This window comes from Brevundimonas sp. GW460-12-10-14-LB2, from assembly GCF_001636925.1.
Taxonomy (GTDB): domain Bacteria; phylum Pseudomonadota; class Alphaproteobacteria; order Caulobacterales; family Caulobacteraceae; genus Brevundimonas; species Brevundimonas vesicularis.
In genome coordinates this window covers 2079821-2102301 of the sequence record NZ_CP015511.1, presented here as the reverse complement: position 1 = coordinate 2102301, position 22481 = coordinate 2079821, and the positions used below count along the sequence as shown (strand labels likewise).

Genomic DNA, 22481 nt, shown 5'->3' with positions numbered 1-22481 from the left:
GGTTTCCTTGGTTGAAGCGTTGCGCTCAAAAACCCGCCGCGAGCGTGGCGGTTCCGGTCAGGGCGTCCGCATCGGGGGAAGGCCTTGGGCCGCCCGCACCAGCTGAACGAACTCGGCCCGGTCGCCATAGGGGTCTTCGCCCCTGGCCCCTTGCGCCTGATCGATGATCCGGTCCCAGCCATAGTCGGCTGTCATCCACGGATCGCCCCGCAGCTTTTGCCCGAATCCGGCGACGGCGATGGCCCAGCGCGTGGCCTCGGGCGGCTGGGCGCTGACCGGCCCGCCCGCGCGGTTGGTCAGCGGCTGCTGGATCAGGTCCGAGCGGCTCTGGCCCGGCTGTTTGTAGCGCACCTGGATAAAGCCGATCTCACCGTTCGGATCGCCGCCGCCGACCCCGATACGGTTATCGGGATAGCGCCTTTCGGGAACCTGGGTCGGGCCGCCGACGGGGGTGATCTCGTACAGGGCCGTGACGCTGGCGCCGGATCCGACCTCGCCCGCATCGACCTGATCGTTGTTGAAGTCTTCCTCGTTCAACAGCCGGGTTTCATATCCGATCAGCCGCCATTCGGCGACGCGCGCGGGATTGAACTCGACCTGGATCTTGACGTCGTCGGCGATGGGGAAGGCGCCCTTGTCGAAGGCCGGTCCGAACAGCCGGCGCGCATCCCTCAGGTCCCCGACATAGGCCGCGACCCCATTGCCCGCCTGGGCGATGGTCTGCATCCGCGCGTCCTGATAGTTGCCGCGCCCGAAGCCATAGACCGACAGATAGATGCCCGTCCCGCGCTTTTCGGCGACATAGTCCTCCAGCCGCTTGTTGTCGGTCACCCCGACGTTGAAGTCGCCGTCGGTGAACATCAGGATGCGGTTGACCTTGTCGCGGGCGAAGTTCGCCTGGGCCTGGTCATAGGCATTGGTCATGCCGGTCGCCCCGGCCGTGCCGCCGGACGCCCGTAGGCTGGCGACCGCGCAGCGCATCTTCAGCTTTTCGTCGCCCTTCGTGGGCTGCAAGGTCGTGCCGGCGCCTTCCGCGTAATAGGTGACGGCCAGCGTGTCCTGCGGCCTCAGCCGGTCGATGGCCAAATTCATCGCCTTCTTGGCCAGGTCCAGCTTGTCGGGGCTCCGCATCGAGCCGGAGACATCGACCAAAAAGGTCAGGTTCAACGGCCGCTGCTCGCCCGCCGGCAGTTCATAACCTTGCAGGCCGATGTGCACGATCTGACGCCCGTCAGCCCAGGGCGAGGCCGCGACCGCCGTGGTGATGGCGAAGGGCCGGGTCTGGCTGGTCGGCCGGGCATAATCATAGTCGAAGGCGTTGATCAGCTCCTCCACCCGCACCGCATCTTTGGGCGGCGCACGACCCTCGTCAATGAAGCGCTTCACGTTCGAATAGGACGCCGTGTCCACGTCGATGGAGAAGGTCGAGACCGGCTGATCGCTGGTCCGCTTCACCGGATTGGGCGTCGCATCCGGATAGCGTTCGGTATCGGCAGGGGGCGGCGTCATCATGCCGGGCGACGTCGGGGCGCCCGGTGATTGCGTGATCCGGGAGCCCGTGACGACAATATCTTGCGGCGCCATCGATGACGGCGCGGGGGCGGGCGGTGGCGGCGGAGGAGGCGGAGGAGGCGGAGGCGGTGGCGCGCCGTAGGGGACGCGATCTTCCTTGCGTGTCGGCGTAATCCTCACCGGCGGGGTCGGCGGACCGGTGCGCGGCGCCGGCGGTGCGGCGACGTGCTCAGGCGATCCCAGCTCAAAACCAAGAGGCCGGCACGCTGCCGGCGTCGGTTCGCCATCCAGCGGCTTGGCCAGGGCGACGGCCGGCACGGCGACCGGCGGCGAGGCGAACGAGAGGCTCAGAACGGACAGGGCCGCGATCCTGATTACGCGTGGCATGGCTTCCTCCGGTTGTTTCGTTGCCGCCAGTCGCGGATCGTCATGGGGCGAAACTGTGGCGCCAAATCCCCCTCTACGCACGATGATCTTTCAGCGTGTCTTTCGTGTCCTCTCGCAATCGCCGCTAAGGCCCTCCACAATAGAGGCCAAGCTTGGGGGAATGCGATGGCTGAGGCGACGACGGGACTGGATCTGGGCGCGGCGGCCGCTCTGCTGGCCGCGGGCGTGCTCGCCGTGCCGGTGTTCAAGCGCATCGGCCTGGGATCGGTTCTGGGCTATCTGGCGGCGGGCCTCGCCATCGGTCCCTTCGGCCTGAAGCTGTTCCGCGAGCCCGAGACCATCCTGCACGTCGCCGAGTTCGGCGTGGTCATCTTCCTGTTCATCATCGGGCTGGAGATGCGGCCCAAACGGCTTTGGGGACTGCGCAAGGAAATCTTCGGCCTCGGCGCGGCCCAGGTGCTGTTCTGCGGCCTGATCCTGACCCTGACCGCCATGCTGGCCGGCTTCTCCGCACCCGTCGCCTTCGTCGGCGCCATGGGCTTTGTCCTGTCGTCCACCGCCGTCATCATGCAGATGCTGGAAGAGCGCGGCGAGATCGCGGGCGGGCCGGGCCAGCGCGCGGTCTCCATCCTGCTGCTCGAGGATCTGGCCATCGTGCCGCTGCTGGCGATCGTCGCCGTCCTGGCCTCAGTGCTGGGCGTGGCCAACGAACAGGCGCCGCCCCTGTGGCAGACCGTCGGCTTCGCGGTCGCGGCGGTCGGCGGTGTGCTGCTGGCCGGCAAATATCTGGTCAATCCGGTCTTCCGCCTGCTGGCTCAGTACGGTGGACGCGAGGTGATGACTGCGGCGGCCCTGCTGGTCGTGGTCGGCGCCGCCTGGGCCATGTCGCTGGGCGGCCTGTCCATGGCCATGGGCGCCTTCCTGGCCGGGGTCCTGCTGTCGGAATCGACCTTCCGTCACCAGCTGGAGGCCGACGTCGAGCCGTTCCGCGCCATCTTGCTGGGCCTGTTCTTCCTCAGCGTCGGCATGTCGCTGGACGTCTCGGTCGTCGTCGCCGACTGGCGTCTGGTGCTGGGCGGGGTCGTGGCCTTCATGCTGGTCAAGGGCGTGGGCATCTATGCCGTCGCGCGCCTGTTCAAGGCCTCGCACCATGAGGCGATCGAGCGTGCAGGCCTGTTCGCACAAGGCGGCGAGTTCGCCTTCGTCCTGTATGGCGCCGCCGTCGCCGCCGGCCTGTTCGACGCCCGCATCGGGGCGATGATGTCGGCGGTGGTCATCCTGTCGATGGCCCTGACGCCCCTGACCTCGCTGCTGATTGCACGGCTGTCGCCCAAGCCGGTCCAGGACGCCGAAAGCGCCGAGGGCGTGGATTTCGCCAAGGACCTGCGCGGCCAGGTGCTGATCATCGGCTTCGGCCGTTTCGCCCAAGTCGTGTCCCAACCCCTGCTGGCCCGCGACGTCGACGTGTCGATCATCGAGAACGACGTGGAGATGATCCAGGCCGCCTCCCAGTTCGGGTTCAAGGTCTACTACGGCGACGGCACCCAGCTGCACACCCTGCGCGCTTCGGGCGCGGAGGAGGCCGAGATGGTCCTGGTCTGCGTCGACAAGCCCGAGGCTGCCGACCGCATCGTCGAACTGGTCAAGTCCGAGTTCCCGACCACCCGGATCATGGCCCGCGCCTTCGACCGAGGGCATTCGATGCGCCTGATCCAGGCCGGGGTGGACTACCAGATCCGCGAGACCTTCGAGTCGGCGCTCAAGTTCGGCGAGCGCGCCCTGGTCGAACTGGGGCTGGACGAGCATGAGGCGGCCGAGACCATCGGCGACGTGCGCCGTCGCGACGAGGCCCGGCTGGACCTGCAGCTGACCGGCGGGCTCAAGGCCGGCCGCCAGCTGATGCGCGGCAACATGCCGACGCCCCAGCCCGCTCCCTACATCAAGCCCCGTCGCGAAGGCCGTCTGCTGAACGAGGACGAGGCGGGCCCGGCCGCGCCGGACACCCGGCGCGAGCCCGCCGACACCTGATCCCTACTGGCTGGCGCCCTTTTCCAGACGCGCGCCGGCCAGTTGCGCCTTGGCCTGAAGATAGGGCGTCGCGGACACCAGTTGCGAGATGGCGTTGAAGCGCTCGGTCGTCAGGCCGGACGCCTCGACCGCCGCCGTCAGTCTGGCGCTCTGCTCGGGCGTCGCCTGGTTGTTCTGCACCTCGGCCGTGACGGCGCGAATCTGCGTCATGGCGGTGATGAAGCGGTTCAGTTCGTCATCGGTCACGGCGGCGGCCGGCGTGCCGGGCGCGGGCGGCGTGGCGTTGACCACTCGAATGCGCGCGGCCAGGGCCGGATCGGCGGCGACGGCGTTGGACAGGGTGTTGAAGCGCGTCACCTCCAGCCCCGAATCCTGCACTGCGGCGGCCATCTGCGCCTGCTGTTCCGGCGTCGGCTGGGCGCCGTTCAGCGTGTCGCTGACGGCTCTCACCTTGGCCATGGCGTCGTCGAACTTCTTCAGCTCGTCATCGGTGAAGGTGGTCGACCCGGCCATCGGCGCGGCGGTCGGCGTCTCCGCCGTCGTCGATGCGTCTTGGGCGTGAGCGGTCGCGGCGGTCGCAAGAAGGGCGACGGAAGCAAGAAGGGCGATGCGGGGCGTGCGCATGGGAATGTCCTTTCGGTCTGGCGTCCACTTGAAGGGCCGTCCGACGACGGCGACGACGCAATCACGTCATCGCTCCCCAAGGGCGTGGAGCCTGAAACAGACGAAGGGGGAGCATTCATAACCTAGGCGCCGATGCGCCTCGCACCACCCCTTGGACGCTGGAGGCGCGATCAAGGATGCGTTAGACGGGCGTGATCCTTGTTGAGGTTTGTCCATGAAACGTCTCGCCATCGCCGCCCTGGCCCTCGTCGCGGTCGCCGCGCCGGCTGTCACCGTCACCGCCTGGGGCAACACCGGCCACCGCCTGATCGGCGTGGCCGCGATGCGGGCCCTGCCGGACGAACTGCCCGCTTTCCTGCGCACCCCCGCCGCCATTGCCGACGTGGGCGAACTGGCGCGCGAGCCCGACCGCTGGAAGGGCGCCGGCCAGCCGCACGACCGCGAGCGCGACACCGCCCACTTCGTCGATCTGGACGACCAAGGTCGCGTCTACGACCAGCGCGGGATGAGCCTCAACGACCTGCCGCGCCTGAAGTCCGAATATGACGCCGCCCTGACCAAGGCCGGTTTGGACGTCAACGACGCCGGCTATCTGCCCTACGCCATGATGGACGCCTGGCAGCAGCTGGGCCGCGACTTCGCCTATTGGCGCGTGCTGAACGCCGCCGAGAAGCGCGAGACCAATATGGAGCGTCAGGCCTGGTATCGCGCCGACCGCATCCGCCGCGAGGCCCTGATCCTGCGCGACATCGGCGTCATGGGCCACTACGTCGGCGACGGCTCGCAACCGCATCACACCAGCATTCACTACAACGGCTGGGGCGACTTCCCGAACCCGGAAGGCTTCACCAACTCGCGCCAGACCCACGCCGTGTTCGAGGGCGAGTTCACCAACCGCGTCGCCCGACTGGACGCCGTCGAGGCCGCCATGCCGGCCGCCAAACTGGACGGGTTCGACGTCAAGGCGCGCACCGTCTCCTATCTGACCACTACCCTGGCCACGGTGATCCCCTTCTATCGCCTGGAAAAGGCCGGCGGCTTCCGTGACGCCGACCCGCGCGGCGCGGCCTTCGTCAACGAACGTCTGGGCGCGGGCGCCGGCGAATTGCGCGACTTCATCGTCTCCGCCTGGACCGCATCCGGCAGCGCCTCCATCGGCTGGCCCGCCGTCAAGGTCGCCGAGGTCGAGGCCGGAACAGCCGACCCCTGGATCGCCATGGTGGGCGAGGACTGATTGCGTTGTCCGAGCTGACACCCCCCGCCGTCATCCTCGACAAGTCGCAGATGGCCGAAAACATCGGCGCCGTGGCGCGGGTGATGGCCAACTTCGGCCTGTCGGATCTACGCTTGGTCAGCCCGCGCGACGGCTGGCCCCAGGAGCGGGCCTGGGCCACGGCCTCGGGCGCCGACTGGGTGCTGGACGGGGTGCGGGTGTTCGACAGTGTCGCCGAGGCCATCGCCGACCTGAACACCGTCTTCGCCACGACAGCCCGCCCGCGCGAGACGCGCCAGCCCGTGCGCACGCCGCGCGAGGCCAGCCGCGTCCTCTATGACGACACGGCCTCGGGCCTGAAGACGGGCCTCTTGTTCGGCGGTGAACGCGCCGGGCTGGAGACGACCGACATCGCCCTGTGCGCCGGCATCGTCACCATTCCGATCGACCCGAAACACCACTCGCTGAACCTGGCCCAGGCCGTGGCGATCAACGCCTATGAGTGGCGCACCCTGATCCTGGACGCCCCGCCGCCGCGCTTCCGCGACAGCGAACCGCCGGCGTCGAACGACCTGCTCGTCGGCATGTACGAGCATCTGGAGGAAGAGCTGGAAAACGGCGGCTTCTTCTATCCGCCCGAGAAGAAGCGCTCGATGAGCCAGAACCTGCGCGTCATGCTGGGCCGCGCCGCCTTCTCGGAGCAAGAGGTCGCCACCATGCGCGGCGCCATCCACGCCCTGTCGCGCGGCCGCGGTCGGGTCCTTGCCAAGCTGGCGGCAGAGCGGGCGGCCAAGGCCGACGCTGCTAAGCCGGAGTGAAAACCCTGCTGATCTATCCGCTGGCGGCCCTGGCGGAGATCGGCGGCTGTTTCGCCTTCTGGGCCTGGCTGAAGCTGGATCGTTCACCCCTGTGGCTGGCGCCCGGTGTCGCCTGCCTGATCGCCTTCGCCTGGCTCCTGACCCTGGTTCCCAGCGACGCGGCGGGCCGCGCCTTCGCGGCCTACGGCGGCGTCTATATCTGCGCCTCCCTGATCTGGATGGCGCTGGTCGAGAAGACCCCGCCGGATCGCTGGGACATTCTGGGCGGCCTGATCTGTCTGGTCGGCGCCGGGCTCATCCTGTTCGGCCCGCGCGGCTAACCTGCTTTGGCTTGGCTTGGCCGCCCTGATCCTCTATTCTGGCCCCAGCCATCAGGTCGCCCCGTGCGGCCAGGCCGGCGCGCCGAGTTTGGTTTGCGAATCCGGTCCGACGCCCGTCGATAACCTGGCGTCACGACGAAACTTCCGTTCGCTTGGAGGCCGCCGTGGCGCGCAAACTGACACTTGATTTCCTCAAGACCGAGGCCGCATCCGGCTCGGCCCTGGCGCTGGCCGCCATCGCCGCCGTGGCGATCGCCAACTCGCCTTGGTCGGCCGACTATTTCGCCTGGCTGAAGAGCTACCACGTCTTGCAGATCGGCCCGATCCGGCTGGAGGAGACGATCTCCGACTGGATCAAGGAAGGTTTGATGGCGATCTTCTTCCTCGTCGTGGGGCTGGAGATCAAATACGAGATCGTGCGCGGCGAACTCAGCGACCCGAAGAAGCTGGCGACGCCGGTGCTGGCGGCGCTGGGCGGCATGGCGGGGCCGGCGGCGGTGTATCTGCTGCTGTCCGGCGCCATCGGCGCGCCGCATGCGGGCTGGCCCATTCCGCTGGCGACCGACATCGCCTTTGCGCTGGCCATCTTCGGCTTTGTCGGCAAGGGCTTGCCCTCGTCGTTGCGGGTCTTCCTGCTGACCCTGGCCATCGTCGACGACCTCGGGGCCATCGCCCTGATCGCCGTGCTGTTCAGCGAGGGTGCGAACTGGACGCCGCTGTTCTGGGCGCTGGGCGCCCTAGCGGTCGGCGCGGTCGTGGCGCACCGCATCCGCATCCCTGCGCCCTTCTGGGTGCTGGGGTTCGCCATGGTCTGGTATCTGACCGTGCTGTCGGGCCTCAGCACCTCCCTGACCGCCGTGGCCTTCGCCATGATCGTGCCGATCAAGGGGCGCGCCGAAGACGGTCAAAGCCCGCTGAAGGAGGCGATGCACGATCTGCATCCGTGGAACGCCTTTTTGGTCCTGCCGCTGTTCGCCTTCGCAAAGGCGGGCGTCTCCTTCGCCGGCCTGTCGATGGAGCAGGCGTTCGCGCCCCTGGTCATCGCCATCGCCCTGGGCCTGTTCTTCGGCAAGCAGATCGGCGTCCTGGGCGCCGCCTGGCTGGCCTCGGCGCTGAGGATCGGCGCGCGGCCGACGGGCGCCAGCTGGCTGCAAGTCTATGGCGTCTCCCTGCTGTGCGGGGTTGGCTTCACCATGAGCCTGTTCATCGGCGTCCTGGCCTTCCCTGGCGCGGTCGATTCGCCCGAACAAATCGAGGTCAAACTGGGCGTTATCGGCGGCTCGATCCTGTCGGCGATCGCGGCGGCCCTGGTGCTGGGTTTCGCCGGTCGGGCCCGCCAGGTGGATCCCGCCGCCCTGCACTCTGAGGTCGAGCCTCTGGGGCCGAAAAACGGGCAAAAACTGACCTAGCGTCAGCGTTTTCTGTCGCTTCCCTGACACACAAAGGCGAATCCGCGGCGAAAAATCGTCGCGGCGAACAACGCTCGCTTGTCGGTCGGCCCGAACCGCGCTTAGCCTGTCCGTAACGAATGATCCCCCACGTAGGGGACGTCGAGGGAACAGGAAACGCTGCGATCGCCACTGGCGTCGCGGCTTCAGCCGGGAGGACGCCGATGCGCCGCAATCTTCAACTCAGGACCACTGTGTCCGCCGCCGTCATGGGCGCCGCCGTCATGGGATTCGCCGGCGTCGCCGCCGCGCAGGAAGCCCCGGCGACCGTCGACGACATCATCGTCACCGCCCAGAAGCGTGAGCAGAGCCTGCAGGACGTGCCGATCGTGGTCACGACCCTGTCGCAGGAGTTGCTGGACGGCGCCGGCGTGCAGGACATCAAGGATCTGCAGATCCTGACGCCGGGCATGACCGTCACCTCGACCCAATCGGAAGCCTCCACCACCGTGCGCATCCGCGGCGCCGGCACCGTCGGCGACAACCCCGGCCTGGAAAGCTCGGTCGGCGTGGTGATCGACGGCGTCTATCGCTCGCGCAACTCGGTCGGCTTCGGCGACCTGGGCGAACTGAGCCGCATCGAGGTCCTGAAGGGCCCGCAAGGCACCCTGTTCGGCAAGAACACCTCGGCCGGCGTCATCAACATCATTACCGAGCGCCCCTCGTTCGATCCCTCGATCGCGGGCGAACTGACCGGCGGCAACTTCGGCGCCATCGGCGGTTCGGTTTCCGTCACCGGCGGCCTGACCGACCAGATCGCCGGCCGCCTGTTCGTCGCTCACCGCGAGCGTGACGGCTTCTACGACGTCAACAACGGCGACGGACCCAACACCCGCAAGGACGACCAGACCCAGGACTACTGGACCACGCGTGGTCAGCTGCTGATCCTGCCCAGCGACGACGTCTCGTTGCGCCTGATCGCCGACTACACCAAGCGCGAGGAATACTGCTGCGTCGCCGTGCAGACGCGCGTCGGCCCGACCCAGGCCTTCATCGCCGCCCTGACCGCGCCGAACGGCCCCGGACAGACGCCGCCGAACGCGACGTTCGGCACGGTGCCCTTCTCTCGCCTGGCCTATTCGAACCGCGAGACGCCGCAAGAGATCGAGGACATGGGTCTGTCGGCGGAAGCGACCATCGACTTCCCCAGCATCAACGCCACCCTGACGTCGCAGACCTCGTGGCGCGACTGGTCGTTCCAGCAGGGGATGGACCTGGACTACACCGGCGCCGACATCCTGTACCGCGCCAACGACGGCTCGAACGGCTACGGCGTCGACAACCTGACGCAAGAGTTCCGCCTGGCTGGCACGTCTGACAAGCTGGACTGGCTGGTCGGTCTGTTCGCCACCAAGGAAGGCGTGTATCGCGACGACAGCTATGTCTACGGCTCGGACTACAACGCCTTCGCCTCCCTGCTGCTGACGGCCTCGCTGCCGGCGGCCGTGGGCGGCCCCAGCCCCTCGCGTCTGGGCTGCTTCACCAATCCGAACGGCTTCCTGGTCGGCACCGCCGGCGCCGCTGCGGGTCAGCCGCTGTGCGTGATCGGCGCGGTGCCGCCCAGCGCCACCGCCCCGACCTTCGGCGTCGGCAAGGCCTATGAAGACCACTATTCCCAGAAGTCGGAATCGGTCGCCGTGTTCACTAACAACACCTATCGGGTGACCGAGGCCTTCGATATCAACCTGGGTCTGCGCTACACCTACGACAGCAAGCGTCTGTTCGGGATTCAGGACAACCTGGGTACCAACGGCGCGGCCTGCGGCGGCGCCCTGGCCAATCAGAACCCGGCCAATCGCACCGTGTCGCCGATCCCCGGCACCGCCAACGTCGCCACGCCGGCCGCTGCGCTCGGCCTGCTGTGCCTGCCCTGGTCCAACCCGCTGTATGATGGTCGCCGGATCCAAGAGAAGTTCAGCGACACCGACATCTCGGGCACGATTAAGGCGTCCTACCGCTTCAACCCGTCGATCATGGTCTATGGCTCGTATGCGCGCGGCTACAAGGGCGCGGGCTACAATATGGACCGGGTGCAGACGGGCGTGACGCCGGACGCCTCGCTGTTCTTCAAGGCCGAGACCGTCGACAGCTATGAAGCGGGCGTCAAGACGACCCTGTTCGACCGCACCATGCTGCTGAACGTCACCTACTTCGATCAGAAGTTCGAGAACTTCCAGCTGAACACCTTCCTGGGCACCGCCTTCGTGGTGGAATCGATCCCGGAACTGACCTCGCGCGGCGTCGACGCCGACATGGTCTGGTTCACCCCGGTCGAGGGCCTGAGCTTCCAGGGCGGCGTGACCTACACCGACGCCAAATACGGCCAGTTCGGCGCCGGCGACCTGTCCAGCCCCGGCCGCTTCCCGCAGTTGTCGCTGTTGCCGGGCGCGCGTGCTTCGTTCGCTCCGGAATGGTCGCTGACCGGCGCCTTGGCGTTCGATCGCGAACTGGGCGGCGGCCTGCGCGGCGGCTTCAACCTGTCGGCCAAATATTCGACCGAATACAACACCGGCTCGGACCTGCTGCCCTACAAGAACCAGGACGCCTTCACCGTCGTCAACGGCCGGGTCTCGATCGGTTCGGCCGACGAACGCTGGACGCTGGAGGTTTGGGGCCAGAACCTGCTGGAAGAAGAATACACCCAGGTCGGCTTCGCCGCGCCGCTGCAAGGCACGGCCTTCACCAACACCACGACGCCGCAAGCCAACGGCACCTTCTACAACCAGGCCACCGACACGGCGACCTACAACGCCTACCTCGGCGCCCCGCGCACTTACGGCGTGACGCTGAAGGTCAAATACTGATCGCCAGCCCTCAAGGCTGACCGACCAAGGGCCGACCGGGAAACCGGCCGGCCCTTTTTCTGTGCAATCAAGCCCGTGGGCGGGTGCGACCTCGCGTTGTCACAGCAGGCCCTCGTTATCGACTTTTCGCCGATCGGCCGGTTTCCCTCGTCAAGCCATGCTGGACGCGGACGTTCCACTGCCCGATACAAGGCTTTGTCGACGCACTGCGTCCATTGAGGAAGCGAATGCGTCATCAGAAGTTTCGAACGCCCGTCTGGCGCGGTTATGCCTTCGCCATAGCCGCCTGGCTGGTCGCCTTCGCCATTCGCTATGGCTTGGCGCACTGGTTTCCACCGGGCTTTCCCTATCTGACCTTCTTTCCGGCCGTCGTGCTGGTCGCCTTCTATGCGGGCCTGCGCCCGGCGGTCCTGACAGCGACCCTGTCGGGGTTGTCGGCCTGGTGGTTCTGGATCGGCCCGGCTGGGTTCGACCTCAGCGTCGCGACCTTCGTCGCCATCGGCTTCTATGCCTTCGTCGTCGCCGTCGACATCTTCTTCATCGTCGGCATGGACAAGGCGTCAGGAAAGTTGGCGCGCGAAGTCGAGCGCAACGCCGCGCTCGCGGAAAGCCGCGACATTCTGCTCAGAGAAGTGCAGCACCGGGTGTCGAACAATATTCAGGTGGTCAGCGCCTTGTTGAGCCTGGAGGCGCGCGCCGCCGCCGACCCAGGCGCCAGAAAGGCTTTGGCCGACGCCTCGTCCCGCACGGGTCTGGTGGCCCGCATCCAGCGCAGTCTGGCCGACGCAGACCAGAAGAACACCGCTTTTCAGGATTTGGCGCGATCGATCGTCGACGATGCGCTGACGGCGGCCGCGCGTGACGACGTGATTGTCTCCATTTCCAGCGGCGACGTGGTTCTGTCGGCCGAGGAGGCCACGCCCGTGGTCCTGATCATGCTGGAGTGCGTCAACAACGCGCTGGAGCACGCCTTTCCCGACCGGCCAGGCCGGATCACGATCGATCTGTGCGACGATGGCGCGGTTCGCACGCTGACGGTCGCCGACGATGGGGTGGGGGTTACTGAAGCAGCGAGCGGCGAACCGACGAGCTTGGGTCTTCGGATTACGACGGCCCTGGCGCGACAACTCGGCGGACAGTGGTCGCTGCGGCCTGCAAGCCCCGGCGCATTGGCGCGGCTGTGCTGGCCCAGTGCCTCAGCAACGCCATAGACTGCTAGGCTACACAGCGTCCAAAAAAAGGCCCGGTCGGATCGCTCCGCCGGGCCTTGGTCGTTTCAGTCTTGGGCGGATCAGGCCGGGCGATCCTCCGCCGCCGGCTCCTCGTGCCCGTGCTGGCCGTGGAACATCTTGTTCAGTCGGCCTTCCAGGCGGCGCTTGACCCCGTCGATCAGGCTGAACACCACCGGCACGAACAGCAGCGACAGGGCGGTCGAGGTAATCAGCCCCCCGATGACCGCGATGGCCATGGGCGAGCGGAAGGCGGTGCCTTCGCCGAACGCCGCCGCGATCGGCAGCATCCCCAGCCCCATCGCCATCGTCGTCATGATGATCGGCCGCGCCCGCTTGTGGGCGGCGTCCATCAGGGCGTCGTGTCGGCCCATCCCCTTCTCCATCGCCATGATGGCGTAGTCGACCAGCAGGATGGAGTTCTTCGCCGCGATCCCGGTCAGCATGATGATGCCGATCAGGGCCGGCATGGACAGCGACTTGCCCGTCACCAGCAGCAGGAAGAAGGCGCCGCCGAACGACACGGGAAGCGCCGCCAGGATGGTGATCGGGTGGAAGAAGCTTTTGAACAGCAGGACCAGCACGACATACATCAGCAGAATGCCGGTCACGATGGCGAAGGCGAAGCCCATGCCCAGTTCCTGGAAGCTTTCGGCGTCGCCCGACGGCTTCTGGCTGACGCCCTGCGGCAGGGACTTGATGGCGGGCAGGGCGTTCACCGCCTGCGTGCCCTGGCTCAGGGTCAGGCCGGTCAGTTCGGCGGTGATGTTGGCCACGCGCAGTCGGTCCAGACGATTGATCTGGTTGGGGCCTGCGCCGAAGGTGATGTCCGCCACCGCCGACAGGGGCACCGTCGCGCCCGACGCCGTCGGCACCTGAAGGTTCTCCAGCACGCCCAGATCCGAGCGCGCCTGTTCCGTCAGCATGACCCGGATCGGCACCTGACGGTCGCCCAGGTTGAACTTGGGCAAAAGCTGATCGGCGTCGCCCAGGGTGGCGACGCGCGCCACCTGGCTGATGTCCTGGGTCGACACCCCTTGCAGGGCGGCGACGTCGGCGCGCGGCGTGACCAGGATTTCCGGGCGCACGAGCGAGGCCGAGGACACCACATTGGACAGGCCGGGAATGCTGCGCATCTCGCGCTCGACCTTGGCGGCCGCGGGTTCAAGCACGTTCGCTTCGTCCCCGACCAGGGCGATGGTCAGAAGGCTGGACCCGCCGCCGCCGCCCGAGGCGCCGAACTGAATCCGCGCGCCGGGGATCTGGCGCAGCACCGGTCCCATGTCGCGCTCGAACTCCTGCTGGTTCAGCTTGCGATCCCAGCGCCCGACCAGATTGACGGTCAGGTTCGCGCTGCGCACCTCGCCGGCCGAACCGCCGCCGCCGGGGCCGAAGCTGGTCGTCGCCGAACCGACGGACGAATAGACCGACGCCACCTCGGGCCGTTTCATCAGTTCGCGGTTGATGCGCTGCACGGCGGAATCCGTCTCCGCCAGGGTCGCGCCCGGCGGCAACTGCACCGTCACGGTGGAGCGCGAGATGTCTTCGACCGGAATGAACTCGCCCGGCAGCTTGGTCGCCATGAAGATCGACAGGAAGAAGAACAGGATCCCCATCCCCAGCACCCATAGCCGGTGATCGAACATCCGGTCCGCGACCTTACGGCGGAACCAGCTGGCGCGCGGATGGTGGTCGGCCCGGCGCTTGCGCCAGTCGTCGCCCAGCGCCCAGTTCAGGGCCTTCAGATAGGGCCCCATCCAGAAGGGCTCCTTGTGCTCCTTGCCCTGGTCGCGCTTCAGCAGATAGGCGCCCATCAGGGGCGTCAGGGTTCGCGCCACAAGCAGCGAGAACAGAACGCTGACGCAGGTGGCGATGGCGAAGCTCTTGAAGAACTGACCCACGACGCCGGGCATGAAGCCGGTGGGGGCGAACACCGCAATCAGAGTCGCCGTCGTCGCCATGACCGCCAGGCCGATTTCGTCGGCCGCCTCGATGGCGGCGGGGTAGGGGGCCTTGCCGTCGCGGATGTGGCGGACGATGTTCTCGATCTCCACGATGGCGTCGTCCACAAGGATGCCGATGGTCAGCGACAGGGCCAGCAGCGTCACCACGTTCAGCGACTGGTTCGTCAGGTCCATCACCCAGAAGGTCGGGATCAGCGACAGCGGCATGGCCACCGCCGCGATCAGGGTCGCGCGCCAGTCCCGCAAGAAGATGAAGACGACCGCGATCGCCAGCAGGGCGCCCAGCACCAGGGTCTCGACAGAGGCGTGGAAGTTGTTGACGACGTCCTCGGTGGTGTTGGCCACCTCCTCGATAGCGACGTCGCCGCGCTCCTGGTCCAGCTTCTCGATCTCGGCCTTGACGCGGTCATAGACGTCCACCTCGGACGAGCCGATGGCGCGCGAGACGCCGAAGCCGACGACTTCCTGACCGTTGAAGCGGGCGCGGCCGCGCGGCTCGGACCATTCGTCGGTGATCTGGCCCAGGTCGCCCAGGCGCACGCTGCGGCTGCCGATGGGGATCAGGGTCTCGCGCAGTTGTTCGACCGACTTGGCCGAACCGACGGTGCGGATGGCCTGTTCCTCGCCCGCGATCTCGCCGCGGCCGCCCGGCAGGTTGATGTTGGAGGCGCGCAGCTGGTTTGAAACCTGGGCCGCCGTCACGCCCGAGGCGGCGAGCCGCGCGGGGTCCAGCTTGATGCGGATTTCACGGCTGACGCCGCCGTCACGGCTGATCTGGCTGACGCCGCGCACCGACAGCAGGCGTTTGGCCACGGTGTTGTCGACGAACCAGCTCAGCTCCTCGGGGCTCATGCCCGGCGCCCGCACCACATAGTTGGCGAAGGGGATCGCGGTGAACTCGATGCGCTGGACGATCGGTTCCTGCACGTCGGCGGGCAGGTTCTGTCGGATGCCGCTGACGGCGTTGCGCACGTCGTTGGTGACCTTCTCCAGGTTCACGCCCAGCTGGAATTCGATGGAGGTGGTCGACACCCCCTCGTTGACGACCGAGGTGATGTGCTTGACCGAGCCCAGGCCCGCCACCGCATCCTCGACCAGGCGGGTGACCTGCGTCTCCATCTCGGTCGGGGCGGCGCCGGCCTGGACCACCGTGACGGCGACGACCGGCAGATCCACGTCGGGGAAGTTGTTCGTCCTGAGCGTGAAATAGCTCATCGTCCCCGCGATCGTCAGGACGACGAACAGCAGGACGATGGGAATCGGGTTCCTGATCGACCAGGACGAGATGTTCTGAAAGCCCATCGGTCCGATCCTAGCGCGCTACTGCAGCGGCGGGGGCAGGGGCGGCGGGCGCCGCCGGCTGGGGCGCCGCCGTGGCCGGGGCCACCGTCACATGGTCGCCTTCGCCCAGGAAGCCTGCGCCCTGAACCACGACGCGCTGACCGGCCTGGACGCCCGTGACCGCGACGCGGTCGCCGCTGCGAACGCCGGTCGTGACCGGGACGAAGCGGACGACATCGCCCTGACCCACGACATAGACGCCGGCCTTGGCCTCGCGATAGACGACGGCCGAGGACGGCACGACCAAGGCCGGCTGATCGCCGACGGCGATCTCGGCGCGGGCGAACATGCCGGGGCGCAGCTGGGCGCCGGGCGCCAGGGAGATGCGGGCCAGGCCCAGGCGGGTCTGCGCATTGACCTCGGGCGTGACGATGCGGACCGAGCCGGTGGTCTGGCCGGCCTCGCTGGAGGTCACGATCGCGGACTGACCGGCGCGGACCAGCGACAGTTCGGTTTCCGGCACCTGGGCGTCCAGTTCCAGCCGGCCGTCGCGAACCATGCGGAACAGCTCGGTCCCGGCGGCGATGATCTGGCCCTTGGTGACGCTGCGGCTGATGATCATCCCGCCGACGGGCGCGCGGATGGTCGCCTGCGACAACTGGGTCTGGGTCTGGCTGAGGGCCGCGCGGGCGGCGGCCAGATTGGCGTTCGAGCTGCGCTGGTTGGCCAGGGCCGTATCCAGCGACGCCTGGCTGAGGAAGCCGCGTTCCTTCAGCTGCTGCGCGCGATCAAGCGCGGCGTTGTCGCGCGCCACATTGGCCTCGGCCAGCTGCACCTGGGCCTGCTGCTGGCGCAGCTGGGCGCGCAGCAGGACGTCGTTCATCTGCACCAGCGGCTGGCCCTGACGCACGTAGGAGCCTTCGTCGACATAGACGGCGACGGCGGTCAGGCCGCCGGTCTCGGCCGCCACCGGCACCTCTTCCCAGGCGGAGACGGAGCCCGAGGCGCTGACCGTGCGGGCCAGATTGATCTGGGTCACGGTCGCGGCGGTCACGGTCTGGCGCGCGCCGGCCGCTTCCTTGCCGTGGGCCTTCTTGTCGTCTCCGCCGCCGCAGCCGGCCAGCAGCAGGACGGCGAGAACGGCCGCGCCGGCCAAGAGAGTGGGTCGGGTCGTCTGGAGCACGGAAAAACGTCCTTGGAGAGCGATCAGGCGATGGCTGTCTCCTTATCGCGTCACAGAGCCGCGCTCAAAGACAAACGCCATCATTGCAAAGCTGTAATACGCCCGTTGATCGGGGCCGGATCGCGCCGCGTCTGGTCCCCGGCGCCCGCGCGTGATAGGGGCGCGCGGATGACGACTCCCCCGATCTCGAACATTCGCAACTTCAGCGTGGTCGCCCACATCGACCACGGCAAGTCGACCCTGTCCGACCGCCTGATCCAGCACACCGGCGGCCTGACCGCGCGCGAGATGTCCGAGCAGGTGCTCGACAATATGGAGATCGAGAAGGAACGGGGCATCACCATCAAGGCCCAGACCGTGCGCCTGACCTACAAGGCCAGGGACGGCGAGGAGTACATCCTGAACCTGATGGACACGCCGGGCCACGTGGACTTCGCCTATGAGGTCAGCCGCTCGCTGGCCGCCTGCGAAGGCTCGCTGCTGGTCGTGGACGCCTCGCAAGGGGTCGAGGCCCAGACCCTGGCCAATGTCTATCAGGCCATCGACAACAACCACGAGATCGTCCCGGTCCTGAACAAGGTCGATCTGCCGGCGGCCGAGCCGGACCGCGTGCGCGCCCAGATCGAGGACGTGATCGGCATCGACGCCTCCGAAGCCGTCCTGGCCAGCGCCAAGTCCGGCATCGGCATCGAGGAGGTGCTGGAGGCCATCGTCACCAAGCTTCCGGCGCCCAAGGGGGATGTGAACGCCCCGCTGAAGGCCATGCTGGTCGACGCCTGGTACGACCCTTACCTCGGCGTCGTCGTGCTGGTGCGCGTGTTCGACGGCGTGCTGAAGACCGGCATGCGGGTCAAGATGATGCGCAATGGCTCGACCCACCTGATCGACCGCGTCGGCGTCTTCCTGCCCAAGAACACCCCGGTCGATCAGCTCGGCCCCGGCGAGGTCGGCTTCATCACCGCCCAGATCAAGGAAGTCGCCCATGCCGCCGTCGGCGACACCATCACCGACGAGAAGAAGCCGACCGCCGAACCGCTGAAGGGGTTCAAGGAGGTCCAGTCGGTGGTCTTCTGCGGCCTGTTCCCGGTGGACGCCGCCGACTTCGAGGACCTGCGCGCCGCGATCGGCAAGCTGCGCCTGAACGACGCCTCCTTCACCTATGAGATGGAAAGCTCGGCGGCGCTGGGCTTCGGCTTCCGCTGCGGCTTCCTGGGTTTGCTGCACCTTGAGATCATTCAGGAGCGCCTGAGCCGCGAGTTCAACCTCGACCTGATCGCCACGGCGCCGTCCGTCGTCTACAAGATCGGCCTGCGCGACGGCTCCGAAATGGACCTGCACAACCCGGCCGACTTGCCCGACGTGATGCAGATCGAGACGATCGCCGAGCCCTGGATCAAGGCCACCATCCTGACCCCCGACGAATACCTGGGCGGCGTCATCAAGCTGTGCCAGGACCGTCGCGGCCAGCAGATCGAACTGTCCTACGTCGGCAACCGCGCCATGGTGGTCTATGAGCTGCCGCTGAACGAGGTGGTGTTCGACTTCTACGACCGGCTGAAGTCGATCTCGAAGGGTTACGCCTCGTTCGACTACGAGATCACCGAATACAAGGTCGGCGACCTGGTGAAGATGTCCATCCTGGTCAACGCCGAGCCGGTCGACGCCCTGTCCATGCTGGTCCACCGCGCCCGCGCCGAGACGCGCGGCCGGGGCATGGTCGAGAAGATGAAGGAACTGATCCCGCCCCACCTGTTCCAGATCCCGATCCAGGCGGCCATCGGCGGCAAGATCATCGCCCGCGAAACCGTCCGCGCCCTGCGCAAGGATGTGACCTCGAAATGCTACGGCGGCGACGCCACCCGCAAGAAGAAGCTGCTGGAGAAGCAGAAGGCCGGCAAGAAGCGCATGCGCCAGTTCGGCAAGGTCGAGATCCCGCAGGAAGCCTTCATCGCCGCCCTGAAGATGGACGAGGATTGAGAGCTGACCGAGGAGCGCTGGCAAAAGGATAACAGAGTTGCCTTTTTGTTCTGCTGGCGTGATAGTCACCAGATGACCGACATCGCTCCTCCGCATCGCCAGTCGTTCGAGTCCATTCGCCATGAGGACGAAGGGGTTGAGTATTGGCTGGCGAGGCAGCTTGCCCCCGTTCTCGGCTATCAGGATTACCGCAACTTCCTGTCCGTGATTGAGAAGGCGCGTGTGTCGGCGGCTGCGGCGGGGCTCGATCCGGCGGACCATTTCGGTGACGTCACCAAAATGGTCGATCTGGGCTCTGGCGCGCAACGCGAGGTCGCCGATGTGCGGTTGTCTCGTTACGCCTGTTACCTGATCGTCCAGAACGGTGACCCGTCCAAGCCTGTGATCGCGGCGGGGCAGACCTATTTCGCCGTCCAGACGCGGCGTCAGGAGATCGCGGACGACCCAGCGTTTGGCGGCCTGTCGGAGGACGACAAGCGATTGATGCTGAGGCGCGAGATGGCGCAACACAATACCGCGCTGGCCTCCGCCGCGAGGCAGGCGGGGGTTGAGACCGGACTGGATTATGCGGTGTTTCAGGACCACGGCTATCGCGGCCTTTATGGCGGCCGGACCATGCGCGACATCCACGCGCTGAAGGGCCTGAAGAAGAGCCAAAAGATACTGGATCACATGGGATCGACGGAACTAGCCGCGAACCTGTTCCGCGCCACTCAGGCCGAGGACAAGCTAAGGCGAGACGGGGCGAGCACAAAGGCGCAGGCCAACGACATTCACCATGCCGTCGGCAAGAAGGTGCGCCAGACCATCTCAGAACTGGGCGGTGTGATGCCGGAGCGTCTGCCGACGCCGGAAACGAGCATCGGTCAGTTGGAACGAGCCAAGGCCAAGGCGCTGAAAGGGCCATCGGGCGAGGTCGAGTGATGCACCGCGCACAGTGGATTCGGACAGTGAATCGGTTGTTGCTAAGCGACTGGCGTCTGTCAGTGACCGACGCCGGGATCGACGAAGATCAGCTAACGCGCGCTTGGCGGAATGAAGAAGACCCGGCGGCGTTCGTGGCGTGCTTCGCGGAGAAGTATGACCTGATCCGGTTCGAACCTTGACCGGTCAGAAGTGGGCTTTCCAAGCCTCGGCCTCTAACGTGACCGACGCTTCCAGCGGCGGCGGCAGGATGAAGAGCCCTGCCGCGGCTGAAAGGTCGTGGAGGCGGTAGAGCCGCCAGTGGTCGGGGCGTTCCTGCGAAACCTCGCGCTCGGTGCGGGTCAGGTAAAAGGGCGTCGTGGGGCCACCTCGGGTGGCCTTCACCTCGATCAGGCGCTCGGCGCCGGTAGGGTCGAAACTACGGATGTCATAGCCGGTGCCGTCGCCGCGTTCTTGGCTGGTCCATTCGATGCGACGCGCGAGGTCGGGGCGGTCGTGCGCGATGAGACGCGCGCGCTCGTGATGGAAGACGCGCTCTTCGCCCAGCAAGCCGAGGGACCGGTTCCGGTGATCGCGGGCTGCTGGGTCGTACTTGCGGACGAGGCGGGCGAGCCCTTCCGGGCGCGGGGTGCGGGCCGGGCCGGGGGGAGGGCTTTCGGTGAGGGTGAGGGGCAGATGGCTTGCACCTGCGTCGTCAAACCTTGACGCGGATTCGGCGACGCCTCGCTCAGACCCAGTCGTTCCCTCCGTCTCGGCGCGAAAGAGCGCCGATCCACCGCCCCATGTCAGCGCAACGGGGAGGAAAGAAAAAGCATTGTCATTTAGGATTTCGGGATGGGCGTCTAGGTGGCGGTCGATGGCGTCGAAGATGGCGGCTTGGTAGTTGGCCATGGGGCGGTAACCGCGCACATGGGGCAAGCCCAGCTCGGCTGCGACGGCCGAAATGTTCATGTGTTTGAATTCGACCGAGCGGTGACTTCGGCCGGTTCGCTCCATCAGTGCACGAGCGCGATGCGCTTTGACGAACGGCTCGCCCGCCGCGTCGAGGGCAAGCATGGAGAAATAGTCAGCGACGATGGCGTCGAGCTCGTCGTCCTTCCAATCCGTTCCGGTCTTGCTTGCGTCGGCCACAGGCTCTCCCCGGGGTCGAAGCTAGACGGGTTCACCGGGAATGCTAGGGCTCAAGTTCGCTTCTTGGAACGACGAACGGCGCATCTACCCCTGCACCGTCTCCGTGATGAAGTGCCGCCCCTGCCGGTCCTCGATCTCGACCACCCACACGTCCGGGTCATATCCCCTCTGCCGGGCGATATAGGCGTCCAGTTCGCTTTCGCTGTGGGAGGTGACGGGCTGGATCCACAGGCGGTCGCCGTCGGTGCCGAAGGCTTCGGTGAACAGGCGGGCGGTGCGGGTGGTGGTGTCGTAGGCCTTGACGATGACCGAGCCGGCGCGCGCGTCGCCTTTCTTGACCACGGTCGCATAGGCGCCCTCGATCTGGGCGCGGCGGATCAGGGCGCTGACCCACAGGTCGCTGGAAAGAAGCAATTCGCTAACCCTGCTCGAACACGGAACCCCAACCCTGGCGCGCTAGGGTCGGGGCATGAGGATAGGCCTTTCCCCCCGGCAAGCCAGAGGTTTCCTGTCGGCCGTGCTGATCGCCGCGACGCCCGTCGCAGCCTTCGCCGCGCCGCAGGACCGCTTCTATGAGCGCAGCTTCGTGCTGGCCGCCAACGACCGCTGCGGCCTGTTCGAGCCGCAACTGACCGCCGCCCTGACGGCTGCGGCCTATCAGGCGCGGGGCGCAGCCCTGCGCGCCGGATCCAACGACCGGCAGCTGGCTGAGACGGCCCAGCGGGCGCGGGCGCGCGCAAACACGACGCCGTGCGGCTCGACGGATCTGAAGACGGTTCAGGGCCGGGTCCAGACCGCCTTTTCCGGCTGGTCGCGCACGACGCGGATGGAGTTTCCCGGCGATCGCCGAAAGTGGAGCGCGGATCGCGCGGCCTATGCGCGCCCGACCTGGCGGTTGATGCAGGCGACCGTGACCGGCGCCTCGCCGGTGCGGTTCGGCGTGGTGGGCGGCATGGACCGGCCCGATCAACTGGCCGCCGTGGTGTCCTGGCAGGGGCGCTCGCGGCCGACCGGGGTGCGGGTGGTGATGCGCGACCACACGGTGGCGCCGCGTCCGTGGCTGTCGCACGACCTGCCGCCCGCCGCCCAGCGCCGCGCCTTCTGGGCCGCCGGGGTGACCAGCGCCGATACGATGCTGTTGCCCGAAGGCCGTCCGGCCGGTCAGGCCTGGCTGTTCCCCGCCGCCGCCGCCGACGCCCTGTCGGCCCTGGACCCGCGCGAGGTCTTCACGGTCGAGTTCTTGTTCCGCGACGGCAGCATCGCCCGCTCCACCTTCGAAGCCGGCGACTTCGCGGCGGGTAGGGCCTTCCTGGCGATGGGGCAGGTTTAGAGGGCGCGACGCGTCGGATCGGCTTTACGGGGCGCGTTCGGCTTCGCCGCCTTTAGCCGGCCACGCAGGGTGAGGACTAGGCCGAAAAGCGCCAGCCCCAGCCCGAGCGTGACGACGACAAGGCCGACCTCCTCCGGCCACCGCGACCAACCGAACAGGGTCGCGGCCGATCCGCTCGCGCTTGGCGCGGTCACAAACAGCAGGCCGATCAGCCCGACCGTCAGGCCGAGCGGCATGGCAAGCTTCAGCTTTGTGCGCATATCAGGGCCTCGAGACAGAGCGGCATTCTGCATAGACTGCTAGAGATG

17 protein-coding genes are annotated in these 22481 nt (G+C 67.2%); 10 read left to right on the top strand and 7 right to left on the bottom strand.

The annotated features are described in order from the left end of the window. Positions 1-57 precede the first annotated feature (57 nt). Positions 58-1899, bottom strand: coding sequence for a YfbK domain-containing protein (locus tag A4249_RS10445; RefSeq protein ID WP_066552472.1), 1842 nt, complete (start codon positions 1897-1899; stop codon positions 58-60). Between the two features lie 165 nt (positions 1900-2064). Between A4249_RS10445 and A4249_RS10440 the strand changes: the two genes are divergently transcribed. Then, entirely contained in the window at positions 2065-3927 is a 1863-nt protein-coding gene (locus A4249_RS10440) for a monovalent cation:proton antiporter-2 (CPA2) family protein (RefSeq protein WP_066552470.1), read from the top strand. A 3-nt stretch (positions 3928-3930) separates the two neighbouring features. On the opposite strand, the gene A4249_RS10435 is transcribed toward A4249_RS10440, so the two are convergent. Further along, the gene (locus tag A4249_RS10435; protein ID WP_066552468.1) at positions 3931-4551 is read right to left on the bottom strand and encodes a DUF4168 domain-containing protein; all 621 of its coding nucleotides are present in this window, start codon (positions 4549-4551) and stop codon (positions 3931-3933) included. A 214-nt stretch (positions 4552-4765) separates the two neighbouring features. Between A4249_RS10435 and A4249_RS10430 the strand changes: the two genes are divergently transcribed. The 6 genes from A4249_RS10430 to A4249_RS10405 all read left to right on the top strand — a co-directional run bounded on the left by A4249_RS10430 (position 4766) and on the right by A4249_RS10405 (position 12365). Beyond that, entirely contained in the window at positions 4766-5785 is a 1020-nt protein-coding gene (locus A4249_RS10430) for a S1/P1 Nuclease (RefSeq protein WP_066555065.1), read from the top strand. Between the two features lie 5 nt (positions 5786-5790). Then, a complete protein-coding gene (locus tag A4249_RS10425) occupies positions 5791-6582 on the top strand; it encodes an RNA methyltransferase (protein WP_066552466.1) in 792 nt (263 codons plus the stop codon). Further along, complete coding sequence (locus A4249_RS10420) at positions 6579-6902, top strand: YnfA family protein (protein WP_066552464.1); 324 nt, start codon at positions 6579-6581, stop codon at positions 6900-6902. Before A4249_RS10425 ends, A4249_RS10420 begins: the two co-directional genes overlap by 4 nt. Before the next feature lie 164 nt (positions 6903-7066). Further along, positions 7067-8311, top strand: a complete 1245-nt coding sequence (gene nhaA / locus A4249_RS10415) for a Na+/H+ antiporter NhaA (protein WP_066555062.1) — start codon at positions 7067-7069, stop codon at positions 8309-8311. 203 nt (positions 8312-8514) lie between these two features. After that, positions 8515-11154, top strand: a complete 2640-nt coding sequence (locus tag A4249_RS10410) for a TonB-dependent receptor (RefSeq protein ID WP_066552462.1) — start codon at positions 8515-8517, stop codon at positions 11152-11154. Between the two features lie 227 nt (positions 11155-11381). Beyond that, on the top strand, positions 11382-12365 hold the full coding sequence (locus A4249_RS10405; RefSeq protein WP_066552458.1) for a sensor histidine kinase: 984 nt from the start codon (positions 11382-11384) through the stop codon (positions 12363-12365). A gap of 80 nt (positions 12366-12445) precedes the next feature. Here A4249_RS10405 and A4249_RS10400 read toward each other — a convergent pair whose 3' ends face one another. Further along, on the bottom strand, positions 12446-15649 hold the full coding sequence (locus tag A4249_RS10400) for an efflux RND transporter permease subunit (RefSeq protein ID WP_066552455.1): 3204 nt from the start codon (positions 15647-15649) through the stop codon (positions 12446-12448). Positions 15650-15659: 10 nt separating this feature from the next. Next, positions 15660-16811: an efflux RND transporter periplasmic adaptor subunit gene (locus A4249_RS10395; RefSeq protein ID WP_066552451.1), complete on the bottom strand. Its 1152-nt coding sequence runs from the start codon at positions 16809-16811 to the stop codon at positions 15660-15662. A 168-nt stretch (positions 16812-16979) separates the two neighbouring features. Here A4249_RS10395 and lepA point away from each other — a divergent pair, with 168 nt between their 5' ends. Next, positions 16980-18788 (top strand): translation elongation factor 4, encoded by a 1809-nt coding sequence (gene lepA / locus A4249_RS10390; RefSeq protein WP_066552449.1) that lies wholly within the window; start codon positions 16980-16982, stop codon positions 18786-18788. 72 nt (positions 18789-18860) lie between these two features. Further along, positions 18861-19712, top strand: a complete 852-nt coding sequence (gene dinD / locus A4249_RS10385; protein WP_066555061.1) for a DNA damage-inducible protein D — start codon at positions 18861-18863, stop codon at positions 19710-19712. Between the two features lie 186 nt (positions 19713-19898). Here the strand turns inward: dinD and A4249_RS10380 are convergent, their stop codons facing one another. Together A4249_RS10380 and A4249_RS10375 are read right to left on the bottom strand one after the other, a co-directional pair. After that, entirely contained in the window at positions 19899-20843 is a 945-nt protein-coding gene (locus A4249_RS10380; RefSeq protein ID WP_066552447.1) for a DUF3883 domain-containing protein, read from the bottom strand. Positions 20844-20927: 84 nt separating this feature from the next. Next, complete coding sequence (locus A4249_RS10375; protein ID WP_066552445.1) at positions 20928-21257, bottom strand: DUF1491 family protein; 330 nt, start codon at positions 21255-21257, stop codon at positions 20928-20930. 55 nt (positions 21258-21312) lie between these two features. Here A4249_RS10375 and A4249_RS10370 point away from each other — a divergent pair, with 55 nt between their 5' ends. Then, the gene (locus tag A4249_RS10370) at positions 21313-22173 is read left to right on the top strand and encodes a hypothetical protein (protein ID WP_055754058.1); all 861 of its coding nucleotides are present in this window, start codon (positions 21313-21315) and stop codon (positions 22171-22173) included. Here the strand turns inward: A4249_RS10370 and A4249_RS10365 are convergent. Next, positions 22170-22433 (bottom strand): hypothetical protein, encoded by a 264-nt coding sequence (locus A4249_RS10365; RefSeq protein WP_066552443.1) that lies wholly within the window; start codon positions 22431-22433, stop codon positions 22170-22172. The two genes, A4249_RS10370 and A4249_RS10365, sit on opposite strands and share 4 nt — an antisense overlap. Positions 22434-22481: the final 48 nt, after the last annotated feature.